General features: G+C 67.1%; 18 protein-coding genes. 9 read left to right on the top strand and 9 right to left on the bottom strand.

From position 1 onward, the window contains the following. Positions 1-131: 131 nt before the first annotated feature. Positions 132-443 carry a DUF3817 domain-containing protein gene (locus E5790_RS18700; RefSeq protein ID WP_041863547.1) on the bottom strand — a complete coding sequence of 104 codons (312 nt, stop codon included), beginning with the start codon at positions 441-443 and terminating at the stop codon, positions 132-134. 125 nt (positions 444-568) lie between these two features. Beyond that, positions 569-1,504, bottom strand: coding sequence for a TIGR03571 family LLM class oxidoreductase (locus tag E5790_RS18695; protein ID WP_049439386.1), 936 nt, complete (start codon positions 1,502-1,504; stop codon positions 569-571). A 59-nt stretch (positions 1,505-1,563) separates the two neighbouring features. Between E5790_RS18695 and E5790_RS18690 the strand changes: the two genes are divergently transcribed. The 5 genes from E5790_RS18690 to E5790_RS18670 all read left to right on the top strand — a co-directional run bounded on the left by E5790_RS18690 (position 1,564) and on the right by E5790_RS18670 (position 5,753). Then, positions 1,564-2,013: a GNAT family N-acetyltransferase gene (locus E5790_RS18690; RefSeq protein WP_111205409.1), complete on the top strand. Its 450-nt coding sequence runs from the start codon at positions 1,564-1,566 to the stop codon at positions 2,011-2,013. 97 nt (positions 2,014-2,110) lie between these two features. Further along, positions 2,111-3,631 (top strand): thioredoxin family protein, encoded by a 1,521-nt coding sequence (locus E5790_RS18685; protein ID WP_041863549.1) that lies wholly within the window; start codon positions 2,111-2,113, stop codon positions 3,629-3,631. Positions 3,632-4,216: 585 nt separating this feature from the next. Further along, positions 4,217-4,846, top strand: coding sequence for a superoxide dismutase (locus E5790_RS18680; protein WP_049440860.1), 630 nt, complete (start codon positions 4,217-4,219; stop codon positions 4,844-4,846). Continuing rightward, positions 4,843-5,421 (top strand): flavin reductase family protein, encoded by a 579-nt coding sequence (locus tag E5790_RS18675; RefSeq protein WP_032962524.1) that lies wholly within the window; start codon positions 4,843-4,845, stop codon positions 5,419-5,421. Before E5790_RS18680 ends, E5790_RS18675 begins: the two co-directional genes overlap by 4 nt. Further along, positions 5,418-5,753 carry a tetratricopeptide repeat protein gene (locus E5790_RS18670; protein ID WP_014647429.1) on the top strand — a complete coding sequence of 112 codons (336 nt, stop codon included), beginning with the start codon at positions 5,418-5,420 and terminating at the stop codon, positions 5,751-5,753. The genes E5790_RS18675 and E5790_RS18670 overlap by 4 nt, the downstream gene beginning before the upstream one ends. A 5-nt stretch (positions 5,754-5,758) precedes the next feature. Here E5790_RS18670 and E5790_RS18665 read toward each other — a convergent pair whose 3' ends face one another. Together E5790_RS18665 and E5790_RS18660 are read right to left on the bottom strand one after the other, a co-directional pair. Further along, entirely contained in the window at positions 5,759-6,907 is a 1,149-nt protein-coding gene (locus E5790_RS18665) for an acyl-CoA desaturase (RefSeq protein ID WP_014647430.1), read from the bottom strand. An 11-nt stretch (positions 6,908-6,918) separates the two neighbouring features. Next, complete coding sequence (locus tag E5790_RS18660; RefSeq protein WP_049440862.1) at positions 6,919-7,989, bottom strand: ferredoxin reductase; 1,071 nt, start codon at positions 7,987-7,989, stop codon at positions 6,919-6,921. A gap of 92 nt (positions 7,990-8,081) precedes the next feature. Here E5790_RS18660 and fabR point away from each other — a divergent pair, with 92 nt between their 5' ends. The 3 genes from fabR (at position 8,082) to E5790_RS18645 (ending at position 11,705) form a co-directional block, all read left to right on the top strand. Next, a complete protein-coding gene (fabR, locus tag E5790_RS18655; protein WP_014647432.1) occupies positions 8,082-8,738 on the top strand; it encodes an HTH-type transcriptional repressor FabR in 657 nt (218 codons plus the stop codon). A gap of 269 nt (positions 8,739-9,007) precedes the next feature. After that, positions 9,008-11,167 carry a TonB-dependent receptor gene (locus E5790_RS18650; protein ID WP_111205557.1) on the top strand — a complete coding sequence of 720 codons (2,160 nt, stop codon included), beginning with the start codon at positions 9,008-9,010 and terminating at the stop codon, positions 11,165-11,167. Next, positions 11,157-11,705 (top strand): thioredoxin-like domain-containing protein, encoded by a 549-nt coding sequence (locus E5790_RS18645; protein ID WP_041863553.1) that lies wholly within the window; start codon positions 11,157-11,159, stop codon positions 11,703-11,705. The genes E5790_RS18650 and E5790_RS18645 overlap by 11 nt, the downstream gene beginning before the upstream one ends. 114 nt (positions 11,706-11,819) lie before the next feature. On the opposite strand, the gene mntR is transcribed toward E5790_RS18645, so the two are convergent. Continuing rightward, on the bottom strand, positions 11,820-12,290 hold the full coding sequence (mntR, locus tag E5790_RS18640; RefSeq protein WP_014647435.1) for a manganese-binding transcriptional regulator MntR: 471 nt from the start codon (positions 12,288-12,290) through the stop codon (positions 11,820-11,822). Positions 12,291-12,407: 117 nt separating this feature from the next. On the opposite strand from mntR, the gene E5790_RS18635 reads away from it, so the two are divergent. Continuing rightward, entirely contained in the window at positions 12,408-13,739 is a 1,332-nt protein-coding gene (locus E5790_RS18635) for an Nramp family divalent metal transporter (protein WP_049440868.1), read from the top strand. Between the two features lie 63 nt (positions 13,740-13,802). On the opposite strand, the gene E5790_RS18630 is transcribed toward E5790_RS18635, so the two are convergent. The 4 genes from E5790_RS18630 to E5790_RS18615 form a co-directional block, all read right to left on the bottom strand. Next, positions 13,803-14,129, bottom strand: coding sequence for a thioredoxin family protein (locus E5790_RS18630; RefSeq protein WP_005409967.1), 327 nt, complete (start codon positions 14,127-14,129; stop codon positions 13,803-13,805). Then, positions 14,101-14,580 (bottom strand): flavodoxin, encoded by a 480-nt coding sequence (locus E5790_RS18625; protein WP_041864216.1) that lies wholly within the window; start codon positions 14,578-14,580, stop codon positions 14,101-14,103. Before E5790_RS18625 ends, E5790_RS18630 begins: the two co-directional genes overlap by 29 nt. Positions 14,581-14,593: 13 nt before the next feature. Beyond that, a complete protein-coding gene (locus tag E5790_RS18620; RefSeq protein ID WP_008267116.1) occupies positions 14,594-15,634 on the bottom strand; it encodes a ribonucleotide-diphosphate reductase subunit beta in 1,041 nt (346 codons plus the stop codon). A 101-nt stretch (positions 15,635-15,735) separates the two neighbouring features. After that, the gene (locus E5790_RS18615; RefSeq protein ID WP_111205558.1) at positions 15,736-18,099 is read right to left on the bottom strand and encodes a ribonucleoside-diphosphate reductase subunit alpha; all 2,364 of its coding nucleotides are present in this window, start codon (positions 18,097-18,099) and stop codon (positions 15,736-15,738) included. Between the last annotated feature and the right edge of the window lie 82 nt (positions 18,100-18,181).

Genomic DNA, 18,181 nt, shown 5'->3' with positions numbered 1-18,181 from the left:
AAGGGATCGCCGGGCGCACCTGCGCCCCGCCCGGCGCCGGCCCTGCTCAGGACCGGACGCCATCCTCAAATGATAACGGCTCGTATTTGCATTTGATACCCATTCTCTTGAACGGGCACGCAACAGCGACTTCAGCGCACCGCGCGCAGGCCCAACAGGCCACGGCGCTTGAACCACCATTCCAATGGCAGCGTCACCAGCGGCGGGATGGCTGCCAGTAGCGCCAGCGCACTGGCCCACCACGGCCAGCGCAGGCGCAGCGCCGCGAACAGCGTCACCGCCACATAGAGCAGGAACGCCACGCCGTGCAGGGGTCCGAACAGCTTCACCAGCGCCACGTTGGCCATGGGGCCGTACTTCATCCACATGCCGATGAGCAGGCCGGCCCAGGTCACGGCCTCGATGAAAGCGACCGCGGCGAACAGGCGTCCGCTCGGGTGCATGGGGGAACGTTGGGTCACACGGGGCTCCGGCAGCGGGGTATCAAATGCGAATGATACGCAGATGCACACTGCATGTAGAGCCGAGCCGTGCTCGACTGCTGGAGCGTGTCCACCAAGGTGGACACCTACCGGGGCATATTCGGCAGAACCTGCTCCCCGATCTCACGCAACACCGCGTCCATCGGCCGCCCGTTGTCGACCAGATTGAACATCACGTGCGCCACGCCCTGCCCATGCACGCGCAGCAGATAGTCACGCAGGCCATCGCGGCCGACCTTCAGGCCCAGCGGCAGCGGCTCGGCTGGCGCCTGCGGATCTGCCTGCAGATCCAGAAGCATCGACTGCACGAATGGCTTGCCCGGCCCACCGCGCTGCACCAGCGCCTGCTGCCACAGGCCGATGCGCCCCTCCTGCGCGGCCTCCTCACGATGATAGGTGGCCCAGCCTTCGGCCTCGCGCGCGATCCACTGCAGGCTCTGCCGCGCGGTACCCACCACCAGCATCGGGATGCGGGTTGCCGGCGCCGGCAGCACGTCGAAGCCACCCGTGGCCTGCAGTACGGCGGTCCGCGCATCGGCCTCCGGTGACAACGCCGCGCGCAGCAACGTCCAGCGCTCACGGAAGGTCGTCGCCCTGCCCTCCAGATCCTCGCCGAAGGCGGCGAATTCTTCCGGGCGGTCACCCGAACCCAGGCCCAGCACGAACCGCCCTGCACTGATCCGGTCCAGGCTCAAGGCCGACTTCGCCACCTGCAACGGCTGGCGCAACGGCAACACGATGGCGGCGGTACCGACCACGATGCGCGTGGTCGCGGCGGCCAGCATGCCCAGCCACAGGAAGGGGTCGTCCAGCGCGCTCGCCGTCGCGTCCGGACCCTGCGGCACCATCAGCGGTACATCGCGCGCCCACAACGCGGCGAAACCAAGATCGTCGGCCAGCCGCGCAATGCGCCGCGCCGCGCCCGGATCGGCCAGCCCATGCGCCGCAACGGGCGTCATCAGGCCCAGGCTCAGTCCCTGTTGCGGAAACAACGAAGCGTAGGCGGGATTGAATTCACTCATGGGACCAGCTTAGCGTGCAGGCAACCGGCGACGATCACACGCCACAGGAAGATCGCTGCATGCCGAGGATCCGCCCCGCCCACATCGATGACATGCCCGCGATGAGCGCGGTATGCCTGGCCGCATTCACTGCGGCCGTCGCGCCCTCGCTCAGCGCGGCCGGCATTGCTACGTTCGGCAGTGTCGCCGCCGCCGATGCGTTCGCTGCACGCCTGCAGGGTGACAACCAAATCCTGGTGGCCGAGCAGGATGGCCGCATCCTCGGCGTGGTAGAGCTGAAGGAAGGCCGCCACCTGGCGATGCTGTTCGTCGATCCCGCCTGCCAGGGCCAGGGCATCGGCCATGCCCTGTTCGAAGCCGTGCTGCCGCACCTGCGCACACCGGTGCTGACCGTGCGCGCCTCGCTCAACGCAGTGCCTACCTACCTGCGCTATGGCTTCGTGCTGGACGGTGATGTCGGCGAGTTCAACGGGCTGGTGTACCAGCAGACGGTGCGGGCAGCCGCCTGAGGGCAGCGGGTGTCATGCCCCGCTGCACGGCCGATATAAGCAAACTGAATCAGCACACTCCCCGGCCATTCCTACAATGGACTGTCCCCCCTTCGAGATGCCGCCGATGCGCGTCGCGCTTTCCGTGTTGCTGCTGGCTTCGGCGCTGAGCGCCTGCACCCCGGCCCCGGTGTCCACCGCCAGCTCCGCCGAGGCGCCCGCGCCGGCGTCCGCCATCGCCTGGCGCCAGGGCGATGTGGACGATGCCTTCGCCGAGGCCGCCGACAGCGGAAAGCCGGTGCTGCTGTACTGGGGCGCGGTCTGGTGCCCGCCGTGCAACCAGCTCAAGGCCGGCCTGTTCAAGGACCCGGCGTTCATCGCGTTGACCGGCAAGTTCGTGCCGGTCTACCTGGATGGCGACGAGGAAGGGGCACAGGCCTGGGGCGAACGCTTCGGGGTGCGCGGCTATCCGACCCTGATCGTGCTGGACCCACAACGCACTGAGCTCACCCGCGTGGCCGGCGGCAACGACGCGGCCGAACTGACCCGTGCGCTGACCGTCGCGGCCGGGCGCCGCAGCGCCATCGCCGCCACCCTGGCGACGGCACTGGCCACGCCGGACAGGCTGGCCGCCGAAGACTGGCAGGTGCTGGGCGACTACGGCTGGGAAGTCGACGCCAACCGCCTGGCCGGCGAGCGCAGGAGCCAGGATGTGCTGCGCCAGCTGTCCAAGGCCGCACCCGACGCGGCGCTGCAACGCCGCTTCGCCCTGCTGGCCCTGGCCACCGCCGACACGCCCGCCAGCTCGCCCACCGAGGTGCGTGAGCTGCTGCAGGCAGTGCTGGCGCAACCTGCCGAAGTCCGTCGTAACCGCGAACTGCTGGGCTACGCGGGCGCGACGCTGGTCAAGCAGGCCAGTGCGGGGCCGGCCACCAGCAACACGCTGGGACAGCAGCTGCTGGTCGCACTGGAGCGCGCAGATGCCGAGCGCGGCAACCGTGCCGACGACGCGCTGTCGCGTGCGCTGACCGAAGTGTCGCTGGCCCGTCAGCAGCAGCCCAACGGCGCACTGCCCGCGGCCCTGGTTGAGCGGGTCAAGCAGCGCGTGGCCGCTGCCGATGCCGCCGCCACCGATGCGCATGCACGCCAGGCCACGATCAGCAGCGCGGTCTACGCACTGCGCCAGGTCGGCGACGACGCGGGCGCCGAGGCGCTGTTGCTGGCCGAGCTGAAGCGCAGCGAGCAGCCGTACTACTACATGCCCGAGCTGGCCGAACTGGCCGAGCAGCGCGGCGACACCGCCGGCGCACTGGAGTGGCTGAAGCGCGCCTACGATGGCGCGCAGGGCCCGGCCACCCGCGTACAGTGGGGCGTGCTGTACGTGGAGGGCCTGTTGAAGCTGGCGCCGGACGATGCACCACGCATCGAGCAGGCCACCGCCTCGCTGATCGCCGAACTGGAAGCGCAGCCGTCGGGCTACCACCAGCGTACCCGCCAGCGTTTCGAGCGCCTGGCCGGGCAGTTGAAGACGTGGAGCGGCAAGCACCAGGGCGCCGAAACACTGGCGCGGCTGCAGCAGCGGATGCAGCAGGCCTGCGGGGAACAGGTTGATGGTGCGTGCAAGGATTGGTTGAGTTGAGTTGATGAAGGCGCTGGCGGCTGGTTCGCCTGCCGGCGCTTTTGTTGATATCGGCTGTGACGGGGGAAGGGGCTGGCCGGGACACGCCGTAAACCCATCCTTGGGGGCTCGATGGCGCCATCCATGGCGCCAACGGTCCCGGCCAGCCCCTTCCCCCGCCACCCGACGGTTTCCTGCGAGCGCGGGCAGCGCAACAGCGCGCCGGTGAGGTTCGAAAAGCGGGTTCTGGTAGTGCCGGCCGCTGGCCGGCAACCCGACCTTCGCTGATTGCCGGCCAGCGGCCGGCACTACCATGCCGCTCCTGCTCCTGCCTTTGACTCCGTCTCCGCGCCAGCGCAGGGAGCTGTCCTGCAGGGGCTGATGGGTCAGCGCAGGACCGTTGGCGCCACGGATGGCGCCATCGAGCCCCCATGGATGGGTTCACGGCGTGTCCTGCGCTGACCCATCAGCCCCTGCCTGCCAGGAAGAATCAAGGCGACGAACGCGCACGCATTTCAATCCCGCCCCTTGACCTCAACCAATGTTGAGGTGCGATAACAATCTCCCCACGGCCAGCCCCTGGCCTTCCCCACGGAGATTGCTTCGATGTCGTACTCGCTTCCCCCGCTCCCCTACGCCTACGACGCCCTTGAGCCGCACTTCGATGCGCGCACGATGGAGATCCATCACAGCAAGCACCACCAGGCCTACGTCAACAACCTCAATGCCGCCATCGAGCAGGCCGGCATCGCCGAGCTGCCGGTCGAGGCGCTGATCGCCAACCTCGGTGCCGTGCCCGAGGCGCAGCGTGGCGCGGTCCGCAACAACGGCGGTGGCCACGCCAATCACAGCCTGTTCTGGACCGTGCTCAGCGCCGACGGTGGTGCACCCGATGAGGAACTGGCCACCGCCATCGACCGTGACCTGGGCAGCTTCGATGCCTTCAAGGACGCCTTCAGCAAGGCCGCGCAGACCCGTTTCGGCAGCGGCTGGGCCTGGCTGACCAGTGATCGCGACGGCCGCCTGCAGGTCGAAAGCAGCGCCAACCAGGACAGCCCGCTGATGGGTGCAACCGTGGGCCTGTCAGGCAATACCCCGATCCTCGCGCTGGACGTCTGGGAACACGCCTACTACCTGCACTACCAGAACCGTCGCCCGGACTACATCGGTGCGTTCTTCAACATCATCAACTGGACCGAGGTCGGCCGGCGCTACCGCCAGGCCCGGGCCTCATGAGCGGCGAGACAGTGCCGTACGCCGGGCCGTGGGCGGGGGTCTTCCCCGCACCGGCGCCGGTGCCGTCGGTCGAGATGCCGCCGCGTGCCCTGCGGCGGCTGCTCGGCCATTTCCCGACCGGCGTGGCCATCGTCTGCGCGCGCGATGCACAGGGCAAGCCGGTCGGCCTGACCATCAACTCGTTCGTACCGGTCTCGCTGCAGCCACCGCTGGTGCTGTGGAACCTGGCGTTGCACGCGCAGAGCCTGTCCACCTTCCAGCGCGCCACCCGCTTTGCAATCAGCGTGCTGGCGGCCGACCAGGAAGCGCTGGCCCGGCGCTTCGCCGATCCGCAGGTCCGCAATCGCTTCGACGGCCTGGCATTGCTGGATGACGACGAGGACGCCCCACCCCGCATCGCCGGTGCGGTCGCCCATCTCACCTGTACTCGCCACGCACAGTGGCCGGTGGGCGATCACCTGCTGCTGGCCGGCCGCATCATCGACGTGCACGAGAACGGCGGCGCGCCGCTGCTGTTCCATCGCGGCCGCTTCCAGCCCGGCCCGGCCGAACTGCTGGTGGAGGTGCGCGGATGAACATCGAAGCTCTGGAATGCATGCTCGCCGCCGGCAAGGATGGCGCGCTGCTGCGCTTCGGCCTGGGCAAGGGCTGGCTGGATGCCGGCAACCCGGTGCGCGCGGCCACCCATCTGGGCCGCTGCGTGGTGCTTGATCCGCAGTATTCGGCGGCCTGGAAGCTGCTCGGCAAGGCCTGGCTGGCCAGTGGCCAGCCGCAGGCAGCGCGCGAAGCCTGGCAGCGCGGATTGAGCGTGGCCGGCAGCAAGGGCGACCAGCAGGCACGCAAGGAAATGCAGGTGTTCCTGCGCCGCCTGGACCGCGAGCAGGCGGAGCCGGCGAAGGCGGGCTGAGTTGATCAGCCCGCGTTGGCCGATGCCGGTGCGGACATGATGTCCGACATCGGCAGGCGGCGCGGCTTGCTCGGGAACGCGTGGCGCAGGATGCGCCAGACCACCTGGCCGAACTGGCGCGGCAGCGAGCCGTTGTTGTAGTGCTGGCCGTAGCGACGGCAGATGTCCTTCACTTCCTTGGCAATGGCCGCATAGCGGTTGGCCGGCAGGTCCGGATAGAAGTGATGCTCGATCTGGTGGCTGAGGTTGCCCGACAGCACGTTGATCAGGAAGCCGCCGCTGATGTTGGATGAACCGCGCAACTGGCGCAGGTACCAGTGGCCGCGCGATTCATTGCGCAGGCATTCCTTCGGGAAGGTTTCCGATTCGGCGGTGAAGTGGCCGCAGAAGATGATCACGTAGGTCCAGATGTTGCGCAGTCCGTTGGCCACCATGTTGCCCAGCATCACGGTGAGGAAGAACGGGCCGGCCAGCAGCGGGAAGAACACGTAGTCCTTCAGCACCTGGCGGGCCATTTTCCGCGCCACCGGGCGGGTCTGCAGCCACATCGCACGGCCGCTGATACGGCCCTTCAGCCAGCGGCCCAGGCGCAGGTCCTGCGCGGCCACGCCCCACTGGAACAGCAGCGCGAAGATCGGCGCGATGATCGGCTGCAGCAGGTAGAACGGCTTCCAGCGCTGCTCCGGGAAGATGCGCAGCAGGCCATAACCGATGTCATCGTCCATGCCACGCACGTTGGTATAGGTGTGGTGGCGGAAATTGTGGGTCTTGCGCCAGTTGTCGGCAGTGGCAACGATGTCCCACTCATAGGTATTGCCGTTGAGCTTGGGGTCGCCGGTCCAGTCGAACTGGCCGTGCATGACGTTGTGGCCCAGCTCCATGTTCTCCAGGATCTTCGACAGCGCCAGCAGCAGCGTGCCGGTGATCGCGGCCGGCCACAGCAGCGGCATCCAGAACAGTGGCGAGAACGCCGCCAGGAACAGCAGGCCACGGCCCCCCACGCCAAACCAGCGCACGGCGGCGGCCACGCGGCGGATGTAGCGGGTATCGGAGGCGCCGAGGCTGCCGATCACACGGTCGCGGATCGCGTCGAGTTCCTCACCGAAGGCATGCATCTCGGCAGTACTCAGGGCACGGTCGGTAGCGCGGGTCATGGCAGGCGTCCTCAGAGATCCAGGGTCAGGTCGGTGGTCGGTGCGCTCACGCAGATCCGTACCGGCTGCGCCGATTCGGACTGCAGGTCGCCGGTGCGCAGGTGGCGGGTGGCGCCACTGACGCGGTCACAGCTGCAGGTGTTGCAGATGCCCATGCGGCAGCCATGCCTGGGCTTGATGCCATGGGCTTCCAAGCTTTCCAGCAACGAGCTGCCACGCGGCACGCTCAGCTGGCGGCCACTGCGCGCCAGCGTCAGCACGACCTCCCCTTCACCGCTGGCGTCACGCAGCGGTGCGGGAGGAGTGAACGCTTCCGCCTGGAAACCGGCAACCTGGTGCGCCAGGCGTTCGCGGGCGGCGGCAACGAAGCCGTCCGGGCCGCAGGCCAGCACATGGCGCTGCGCCAACGGGGTGTCATCGCCCGCCACCTGCAGGTCGTGGGCATCGATACGTGCGGCGGGCACATCCCCTTCGCGGGTGGTCAGCAGATGCACACGCAGGTTCGGCTGGCTGGCGGCCAACGTCTGCAGCTCATCACGGAACTGCAGGTGGGCGGCGCTGCGTTCCCAGTAGAACAGGTCCACCGGCGCTGCCAGCGGGCGCTGGCAGGCGTCGCGCAACAGGCTGCGCATCGGCGTGATGCCACTGCCGGCAGCCAGCAGCAACACCGGCGCCGCAGCCGGCATGTGGAACTCGCCGAAGGCGGCATCGAGGCGGAACAGTTCGCCCGGCTGCGCGTGGTTGACCAGGTGCTGGCTGACGAGGCCGCCGTCGATCGCCTTGACGGTGATCGCCAGCTCGCGCCGACCCAGTGCGGTGGGGCTGTAGCTGCGCTGCCACAGGCGCCCTTCAATCTCCACGCCCAGGGTGACGTGCTGGCCGGCGCGCATGCCGGCCCAGTGCCGGTTGGTGCGCAGGACCAGGGTCGCCGCGCCCTCGCCGGCCGGCTCTCGCCGGACCAGGCGGGCCACCGGCTCGCGCAGGGTCCACAGGGGATTGAGCTGGCCCGCCCAGAAATCGAACAGCGACGGCGAGACCCAGCGGTACGGAGAGAACAGGGACGGACGGACGACAGCGCTCATGGGCGAACTATACGGGCGCACATACACCTGTGTATACATGTGTATATTGAACCGGATTGGGTATGATTCAGCCTCGCCCCACCGGAACCCCCATGGCCGCCGCCACCGCCTTGTCGACGCCTGAAGATGCCAACAGCCCGGCCCGCCGTACGGTGAGCCGCGAGGACCTGCTGGCCGCCGCCCTGAAACTGATCGGGCCGCACCGCAGCCTGTCCACGCTCAGCCTGCGCGAAGTGGCACGTGAGGCCGGCATCGCGCCGAACAGCTTCTACCGGCAGTTCCGCGACATGGACGAACTGGCCGTGGCGCTGATCGACGCCGCCGGCCGTTCGCTGCGGACCATCATCGGCGAGGCCCGCCAGCGCGCCACCTCCACCGCCACCAGCGTGGTGCGGGTTTCGGTGGAGACCTTCATGGAACAGCTGCGCGCCGACGACAAGCTGCTGCACGTACTGCTGCGCGAAGGCGCGGTGGGTTCGGACGACTTCAAGCACGCGGTCGAACGTGAGCTGCACTATTTCGAGGAAGAGCTGCAGCACGACCTGGTGCGCCTGGCCGCGCTGGACGGCGCCGTGCTGCATGCCCCGGAACTGGTGGCCAAGGCCATCACCCGGCTGGTGTTCGCGATGGGTGCCACCGCCATGGACCTGCCGCCGGAGAAGGACCCGGAGCTGATCGAAGAGATCTCCACGATGATCCGCATGATCATCGTCGGCGCCCGCACGCCCGCCGCGTTCCGCCGCGGCTGACGATCGCCCCCGGGGTCGGATCCCTTTCCAGGGGAAAGGGCTCTGACCCCAACCACACAGCGACACCAACCTCCGTGCATGACCACAGGCAGGGTTGTGGCCGCCAAATGTAATGTTATAACACCGCCATGATCTGGCTCGATCGGCGTTCCGCTCGGAATGACTGCGGCGTCATTATATAGCACTTGCTATATTGATAAGCCACTGCTTTCATATGCGTCAGCCAGGTCGCCCTCGCCGCCTTTCTTTCCCCCAAGGACGACGCCCTCATGCCCGTTGCCACGCCCCTCTTCGATCGGCTGCCCCTGGCCGCCGCCATTGCCCTGACCCTGCCGCTGGCTGCACTGGCCGCCACTCCGAAACCGACCGAACTGGACCGTGTGCAGGTCAAGGTGAGCACCGCCACGCGCAGCGAACGCCTGCTGTCGGACGTGCCGATCCGCACCGAGGTGCTGCGCAAGGAAGACATCGCGCTGCGCGCGGCCACCGACTTCTCGCGCGCCGCCGAGCTGATCAACGGCCTGCGCGTGGAGAGCAACTGCCAGAACTGCAACACCAGCGAAGTGCGGCTGCTGGGCCTGCCCGGTGCCTACAACCAGCTGCTGTTCGATGGCATCCCGCTGCTGTCCACGCTGGGCAGCGTGTACGGCCTGGAACAGATCCCGGCCGGGTTCGTCGACCGCATCGAAGTGGTCAAGGGCGGTGGCTCGGCGCTGTACGGCCCGGGTGCGGTTGCCGGTGTGATCAACCTGATTCCGCCGCTGCCGGCGCGCAGTGGTGGCCATGTGCAGGCCGGCGTGGATGTCCTGAAAGGTACGCCGCAGAAGAACGCCGACCTGCGGCTGGACCTGGTGGCCAGGGACGCAGACGCCGGCCTGTCCGTGATTGCCCAGCGCAACTGGAACAACGGCATCGACTACAACGGTGACGGCTACACCGAGATCACCCGCAAGAACCTCAAGGTCGGCGGGCTGCAGGCCTGGTACGCGCCCACGCCGGGCACGCGGCTGCGCCTGGACCTGCAGGTGACCGATGAAACCCGCCGCGGCGGCAACCGCCTGGACCAGCCCGAATACCTGGCCAACATCGCCGAATCGCTGGATACGAAATACCGGCGCGGCAGTGTGTCGTGGGACCAGGAGATCACTGCCGACGTCGATTTCCGCCTGGCCTACGCCTTCGCCGACATCGACCGCGACAGCTTCTACGGCGGTCTCGGCGACGTAGTCACCGATCCGTCCGCACCCGGCTATGACCCGTCGCAGCCGGACCGCAACGTGGCCGGCAGCGCGGCCTCGCGTTCGTGGCGCCAGTACGGCCGCACCCACAACCCGCTGCACTACATCGACAGCCAGTTGAACTGGCGGCTGGGCGCGCATGCGCTGGCCTTCGGCGTGCAGTACAAGCACGAGGCGCTGCGCGACGACAACCGCACCGGTGACGGGCAGCGTCTTGCGGTGCTGGAGGATGCGACCTTCCACAACCTGGGCGCGTTCATCCAGGACGAATGGAGCCTGCGCGACAACGTCGACCTGGTGCTGGGTGCACGCGTGGACAAGAGCTCGGAACTGGACAGCGCGGTGTTCTCGCCGCGCATCGCGCTGGCCTGGCAGGCTACACCGAACCTGAAATGGCGGGCGGGCATTGCCACCGGCTTCCGTGCTCCGGAGATCTTCGTTGAGGATGTGCACGTCGATACGCTCGGCGGCGAGCAGGTGCGCGTGCGCAATACCGATGGCCTGAAGGAGGAGCGCGCGTTGACCACCCTGTTCGGCTTCGACTGGCGCTCGGACCCGGCCAATCCGGTGTGGAGCTGGGATGCTACCGCCTCCTATGCACGCATCCGCGATACCTTCGCGCTGGGCGAGATCCAGCGCAGCGATGACGGCCAGCTGAGCCAGCTGCGTTACAACGCCTCCGGCTCGGACGTGCTGGGTGCGGAAACCAACCTCGGCTGGCAGCCGTCGCCGCAGTGGCGCCTGACCGCCGGCGCCTCGTGGTACCGCTCGCGCTTCCGCGAGCCGCAGCGCATCTTCGACGACAGCGGCGACGGTGGCGACACCGTGATCGAAAGCCGCGACTACCTGAAGACTCCGCGCTGGACCGGCCTGGCCCAGCTCAGCTGGATGCCGGCCGAACCGTGGGAGACCTTCGTCGCGCTGCGCCATACCGGGCCGATGCCGGTACTGAACAACCGGTTGGGCGAACTGCACCGCACGCGTTCGTTCCTGGTCACCGATCTCGGGGCGCGCTGGCACCGTCACCTGGGCGCACAGGCGCAGCAGGAAGTGTCGGTAGCCGCGGGCGTCAAGAACGTGTTCGATCAGAGCCAGAAGGATCTGGAAGTGGGCGCACTGCGTGACAGCGACTATGTCTACGGGCCACGCTTCGCGCGCTCGTGGTATGTCAACCTGCGCTATGCGTTCTGAAGCGCTGCGAGCGTTGGTGCTGGCCTGTGCCGTGCTGCCGGCCGCACCGACGGTGGCTGCGGACCTGCACGCGCAGGTCTCGGCCTCGTTGATGCGGCCGGAGCAGCGCTCGCTGCGGCCGATGCAGTGGTCGCCGCCGCCGAAGCTGGTCGCGCTGTACTTCGGTGCCGACTGGTGCGCACCGTGCCATGCGTTCGTCCCCACGCTGCGCAGCGTGCGCGACGCATTGCGCGAAGCCGGCGCCGATACCGAAGTGGTGTACGTCAGCCTGGATGAGAGCGAGAGCGCGCTGCGCCGCTACATGCACGCGCAGGACATGCCGTGGCCGGTGCTGGACCCGCGCCGCGCCGCGCGCATGCCGGCGCTGCAGGCATTGGCCGGGCTGGCACCGCCGAACCTGGTACTGATCGATGCCGACGGCACGGTGCTGGCCAACGGCTGGCAAGGCCGGCGCTATGAAGGCCTGCAGCCGGTGTTGAAGGAATGGATGAAACGGGCGTGTGCGCAGCAGCAGGCGCGCTGCCCGCCCGATCTGTAGAGTCGAGCCACGCTCGACGCATTCGATCACCGTGCGAACGGCAGCCGAGCATGGCTCGGCTCTACAAAAACCGGGATCGCGCGAACGGCCGGAGGCCATGGCCCGGTGCTACCGTTACGGCGCCTCGCCCTCGGCCTTGCGCACGAAGGCTTCGAACAAGGCCAGCGTCTGCTCGCTCACATGGTGCTCGATGCCCTCGGCATCGCGCCGCGCGGTATCCGCGTCCACGCCCAGCGCCAGCAGGAAACGCTCCACGGTCTGGTGGCGCTGGCGGCTGGCGTGGGCCAGCGCCTCGCCTTCCGGGGTCAGGAACACGCCACGGTACGGCCGCTGTACCACCCAGCCATCACGGGCCAGGCGCCGCAGCATCTTCGCCACGGTGGGCTGGGCCACGCCCAGTCGGGTGGCGATGTCGACCTGGCGGGCCTCGCCGCCGTCGGCCAGCAGGTCCGAAATCAGCTCGACATAGTCCTCCACCAGTTCCATCCGGTGCGCCTCGCGCACTTGCCGGAAGCTCTCGACCTGGCGCTCGGCCTCGATCAAGGGGGTGCTTTTCAGCGATGTCGAATCGTCGGTCTTGCCCACGCCTGCGCCTGTCCTTCCGGTGCAATCCGGTGTTGAACCTGAATTCTGGACCAGTCACACGACAAAGACGATTGTTTCACATTGCTAATGACTATAGCAGGAGCTATATTCGGACCCATGAACACCCTGGCGCCCCGCGACCCTTCGGCCTCCACTCCGGCCAGCCTGGGTGCGCTCAACGCCTCGGTCGCGGTGCCCGACAAGGGCCATTGGTGGTTCCGCCTGCTGGCCTTCCTCGGCCCGGGCTACATGATCTCGGTCGGCTACATGGACCCTGGCAACTGGGCCACTGACCTCGCCGGCGGTTCGCGCTTCGGCTACCTGCTGCTGTCGGTCATCCTCGTCTCCAACCTGATGGCGGTGATCCTGCAGGCGCTGTCGGCGCGGCTCGGCATCGCCACCGGCATGGACCTGGCGCAGGCCTGCCGCGCGCGTTACCCCAAGCCGGTGAACCTGGCGCTGTGGGCGCTGTGCGAGGCGGCGATCATCGCCTGCGACCTGGCCGAGGTGATCGGCACCGCCATCGCACTGAAACTGCTGTTCGATCTGCCACTGCTGTGGGGTGCGGTGATCACCGCGCTGGACACGCTGCTGGTGCTGCTGCTGATGAACCGCGGCTTCCGTGCGCTGGAAGCGTTCGTGATCGCGCTGCTGATGGTGATCTTCGCCTGCTTCGTGGTGCAGATCGCGATGGCTGCGCCGCCGGTGATGGCGGTGCTGGGCGGCTTCATTCCGCGCGCGCAGGTGGTGACCGATCCGCACGCGCTGTACATCGCGATCGGCATCATTGGTGCCACCGTGATGCCGCACAACCTGTACCTGCATTCGTCCATCGTGCAGACCCGCGCCTACCCACGTACCGATGAAGGCCGCCGCAGTGCGCTGCGCTGGGCGGTGACCGACAGCACCCTCGCGCTGACCCTGGCGCTGTTCATCAACGCCAGCATCCTGATCCTGGCGGCGGCGGTGTTCCATGCCAATGGCCGATTTGATGTGGAAGACATCGAGCAGGCGCACCAGCTGTTGGCACCGATGCTGGGTGTGGGCGCGGCGGCGACGTTGTTCGCGGTGGCCCTGCTGGCCTCGGGCCTGAATTCGACGGTGACCGCCACGCTGGCCGGCCAGATCGTGATGGAAGGCTTCCTGCACCTGCGAATGCCGCCGTGGCTGCGTCGGCTGATCACGCGTGCGCTGGCCATCATCCCGGTGGTGGTGGTGATCCTGCTGTTCGGCGACCAGGGCGCGGTGAAGCTGCTGGTGCTGAGCCAGGTGGTGCTGTCGATGCAGTTGCCGTTCGCGATCATCCCGCTGGTACGGATCGTGACCGACAAGGTGACGATGGGCGCGCTGGTCGCACCGCGCTGGCTGGGCGCGATCGCCTGGGTGATCGCGCTGGTGATCGTGGTGTTGAACGTGAAGCTGCTGGTGGACACCTTCGCCGGGGCGTAAACCGCATCCCTGGGGTCGGACTCCCTGCCGCAGGCAAGGGGTTCCGACCCCGCCATCTCCATGCTACAGATGCAACGCAATCGCGGCCTCGATCTGCTGCGGCGACTGGAACCCTGCCAGGCGGGTACGTTCGTCCCCGTCACGGAACAGCGAGAGCGTCGGCGTCTGCCGCAGCCCCAGTTCCCTGAAGAACGCCTCGCCCAGCACCTCCAGCTGCACGCGCAGCAGCGTGGTGCCCTGCCCCGCGACGCTGTTGGCCACCCGGTGCAGCGACATCTCCAGCATCCGGCACCCCGGGCACTGGTCCTTGTGGAAGTCCACCAGTACGCGCGGGTGTTCGGCCAGCAGCTGCTGGAACTGCTCAGGCGTGGTGGCGTCGATGATCTGCATCGCTGTTGCTCCAGTAATGGGCCAGGACCGCATCGGTCCAAGCCTCGATGGCCGCGGCATGGCGCTCGCCATGCGGCATCTGTTCGATCTCCAGCGGCGGATAGTCGCTGTGGAAGTAGCGGATCAGCCGGTGCACAGCACCGCAGTAGTACTCCTGCCCCCACTGTGTCTCGCCGGTACCGAACACAGCCAGCTGCCGCGGCCGCTCGCCGCGCTCGGCGATGCCAGCCACCCATGCCTTCATCTCCGAAGGCGTGCGGCCGGCGTTGTCGGTCCAGCAGCCCAGCAGCACCAGGTCGGCCTCGTCGGCCGCCAGGGACGGCGCCTGCTGCAGGTCGTCGGCCTCCTGCCAGTGCACGGCATGGCCTGCAGCGCGGCAACGCTCGGCAATCTGCCGGCCAAGCTCGCGGGTGTTGCCGCTCAGTGAGGCCACCACCAGCAGGATGCTCAGCGCCGTGCCGGACTCAGAGGTCGTCGAAGCCGTTGTCGACGTTGGTCTTCTTGTAACTTGCATTGCGCATCTCGAAGAAGTCGGTCTTGGTCTCGGTGAAGTTGTCAGCGTAGGCCTTGATCCACGGCATCACGTTGTCGGTGGTGTCGCTGTACAGGCGCTCGATGCCGAGCATGCCGGCCATCTTGTTGGCGCGGTACTTCACGTAGCGCGTCATTTCCTCCACATCGATGCCATCGATGCCGTCCAGTACTTCCGATGACCACTGGGTTTCCAGTTCGATGGCGTGCTCGAACGCCTGGTGCACATAGGCGGTCAGCTCGTTGGTCTGCAGCTCCGGGTTCTCGCCGATGATGGCGCGGATCAGCTCGCTGATGAACTTGGTATGGGCCAGTTCGTCGCGGTTGATGAAACTGATGATCTTGCCGGTGCCGGTCATGCGGTTCTGCCGCACCATGTTGTAGAAGTACGCAAATCCGGAATAGAAGTTGATGCCCTCCAGGATCGAGGACTGGATCAACGACTTCAACAGGGTCTCGGCGGTCTTCTCGCGCATGAAGTCGTCATACGCGCCCATGATCGGCGCGTTGCGCTTGATGATGGTCGGATGGGTGCGCGCCAGTTCAAATACGCGGTTCTGGTTCGGCAGGTCGGTGATCGAGGCCAGCACATAGCTGTAACTCTCGTTGTGGATCACTTCCTGCTGGCCGATGATCGCGGCATTGGCATGCGCCGCCGGGTCGGTGATGTACTCGGCCACGTTGTAGATGAAGCGCGTCTGCGGTGAGTCGAGCGTGGCCAGCAGGCCGATGATCGAGTCGTAGGCGTTCTTTTCGCGCCCGGACAGCTCGCCGTACTGGCGCGCATCGGCCTTCATGTCGACCTCGTCGGGGATCCAGAAGTTGGTCGACAGCTCCTTGTAGGCCCGATAGAACGACGGGTACGGGATGTCATTCCAGTTCAGGATCCCGCTGGTGCGGCCGTTGATGATGCCGGTGCTGCGGTTGGGATGGCGCGGTTCGAGGATCTTGATGCGGTCGAGGGGGGTTGCCATGGTCGTCTACCTTCGTATTACGTGCGTTGCAGATGTAGAACCGAGCCCATGCTCGGCTGCTCTTCGCGTCGGAGCCGAGCGTGGGCTCGGCGCTACAGCGGTCAGCTGGCGCACCACTCGCATTCGCTGATGTCGATGTCGTTGGAGCGCACGTAGTACGTGGTCTTCAGGCCTTCACGCCAGGCGCTCAGGTGCAGCTCCAGCAGGGTGCTGGCGCGGATCGTGCTGGGCACGTACAGGTTGAAGCTGATCGACTGATCAACATGGCGCTGGCGACGCGCGTTCTGGCGCACGCTGGCGAACTGGTCGACCTTGTACGCCCCCTTCTCGTAGTACGGCCAGGTTTCCAGCGACAACCCCGGCGCTGCCACCGGCCGCCGGAAGTCCTTTTTTTCCTCGTAGTAGAACGCGCTGTAGATCGGGTCGATCGATGCGGTGGAACCTGCAATCTGCGCGGTGCTCATGTTCGGCGCCACCGCCAGCAGCCAGCCGTTGCGCAGGCCGTGCGTGGCGACCTCGCGCGCCAGGCTGTCCCATGCGGCGCCAGTGTAGTCGCGATCACGGAAGTAACGCCCGTTGTGCCAATCGCTGCCGGTGAACATCGGATAGCTGCCCTTTTCCTTCGCCAGTTGCGCGCTGGCCTGGATGGTCAGGAAATTGATGCGCTCATACAGGCGGTCGGCCAGTTGTTCGGCATCCGGTGAATCCCACTGGATCGCCTGCTGCGCCAGCAGGTGGTGCCAACCGAACGTGCCCAGTCCGATGGCGCGGTACTTGCGGTTGGTGATCGTGGCCTGCGGCACCGGCAGTGCGTTGAGGTCGATCACGTTGTCCAGCATGCGCACCTGGATCGGGATCAGGCGCTCCAGCACATCGGTGGCCAGCAGGTCATCCGGCGCACGGATCGCGCGGCCGAGGTTGATCGAAGACAGGTTGCAGACCACGAAGTCGCCGGCGCGGCGTGTGGTGACGATCTGGTCGCCGCTGACGATCTCCTGGATCATCCGCGTCGGGCTCATGTTCTGCAGGATCTCGGTGCACAGGTTGCTGGAATAGATCATGCCGGCGTGCTTGTTCGGGTTACGGCGGTTGACCTCGTCGCGGTAGAACAGGAACGGGTTGCCCGTCTCCAGCTGGCTGAGCATGATCCGCTTGAACAGATCGATCGCCTTCACCGTGCGCCGGCTGATGCGCTCGTCGGCCACCAGTTCGGCGTAGCGGTCGCGGAAGCTGCCCGCGCCGCGCTTCTCGTCGTAGAAGTCCTGCAGGTACCAGCCCTTGGCCTGCTTCACCTCGTGCGGGTCGAACAGGTACCAGTCGGCACGGCGTTCGACTGCTTCCATGAACAGGTCCGGCACGCACACCGAGGTGAACACATCATGCGCACGCAGGCGCTGGTCGCCGTTGTTGAGGCGCAGGTCCATGAAGGCTTCGATGTCGCGGTGCCAGATGTCCAGGTACACCGCCACCGCGCCCTTGCGCTGGCCAAGCTGGTCGACCGAAACTGCGGTGTTGTTGAGCTGCTTGATCCACGGCACCACGCCGCCGGAGGAATTGGGCACGCCCCGTATCGGCGCGCCGCTGCTGCGCACATAGCCCAGATAGGCACCCACGCCGCCGCCGTGCTTGGACACGCGGGCGATGTCGGTATTGGAGTCATAGATGCCCTGCAGGCTGTCGTCCACCGTGTCGATGAAGCAGCTGGACAGTTGCCCCCCGACCTTGCCGGCGTTGGCCAGGGTCGGCGTGGCCACCGTCATGTACAGGTTGGACAGCGCCCAGTACGCCTCGCCGACCAGCTGCATGCGCCGCTCGCGCGGCTTTTCTTCCTGCATGAGGTACAGCGCGATGGTCAGCCAACGCTCCTGCGGCAGCTCATAGACCTCGCGGCTGCGGTCGCTGGCCAGATAGCGCGTGGCCAGCAGGTACAGGCCGTTGTAGGCGAACAGGCGGTCGCGTTCCGGGTCGATCATCCCGCCGGCCTGCTGCAGTTCTTCCTTCGAGTAGCAGCGCAGGATGTCGTTGCTGTAGATGCCGCGGTCAGCCAGGCTTTCCTGCAGGCCCACGTAGGAGCCGTACTTCAGGCCGACATCGTAGAAGCGGTTGCGGCTGGCACGCTTGTACAGGCGGCGCAGGTAGATGCGCGCGGCAAACTGCTCCCACTCCGGCGCGACGAGGTCCACGCGCGATTCGGCCTCGCGGATCAGCAGATCGACAAGGTCATCGGCGCTGATGCTGGGCTTGCGCTCGACCATTGCCTGCACCACGCGGCGGTAGTCGCTCACATCCAGCTGCGGGAACTCGGCGTGCACCGCATCGATGCTGCGCTGCAGGCGCTCGGCGTCGAATGGCAGGCGGCGGTTGCCGGCCTCCTTGGTGACCCAGGTCGGCACGCGCTCGCCACCGGCGCGCAAGGCGTCGCCAGCGCCGGCCAGATCGGCCACGCGGAAGGTACTGTCGGTCATGGTGGTGAAGCTCCAGGCTCGCACGCGCGTTGGCGGTCGATGCCATGGCGGCCCTGCACGCGATACCGGCGCACGGGGCGGT

The organism is Stenotrophomonas sp. PAMC25021 (genome assembly GCF_004795795.1).
Classification (GTDB): Bacteria; Pseudomonadota; Gammaproteobacteria; order Xanthomonadales; family Xanthomonadaceae; genus Stenotrophomonas; species Stenotrophomonas muris.
Note: the sequence above shows the minus strand (reverse complement) of the source record. Positions and strands in the feature narration are given on the sequence as shown.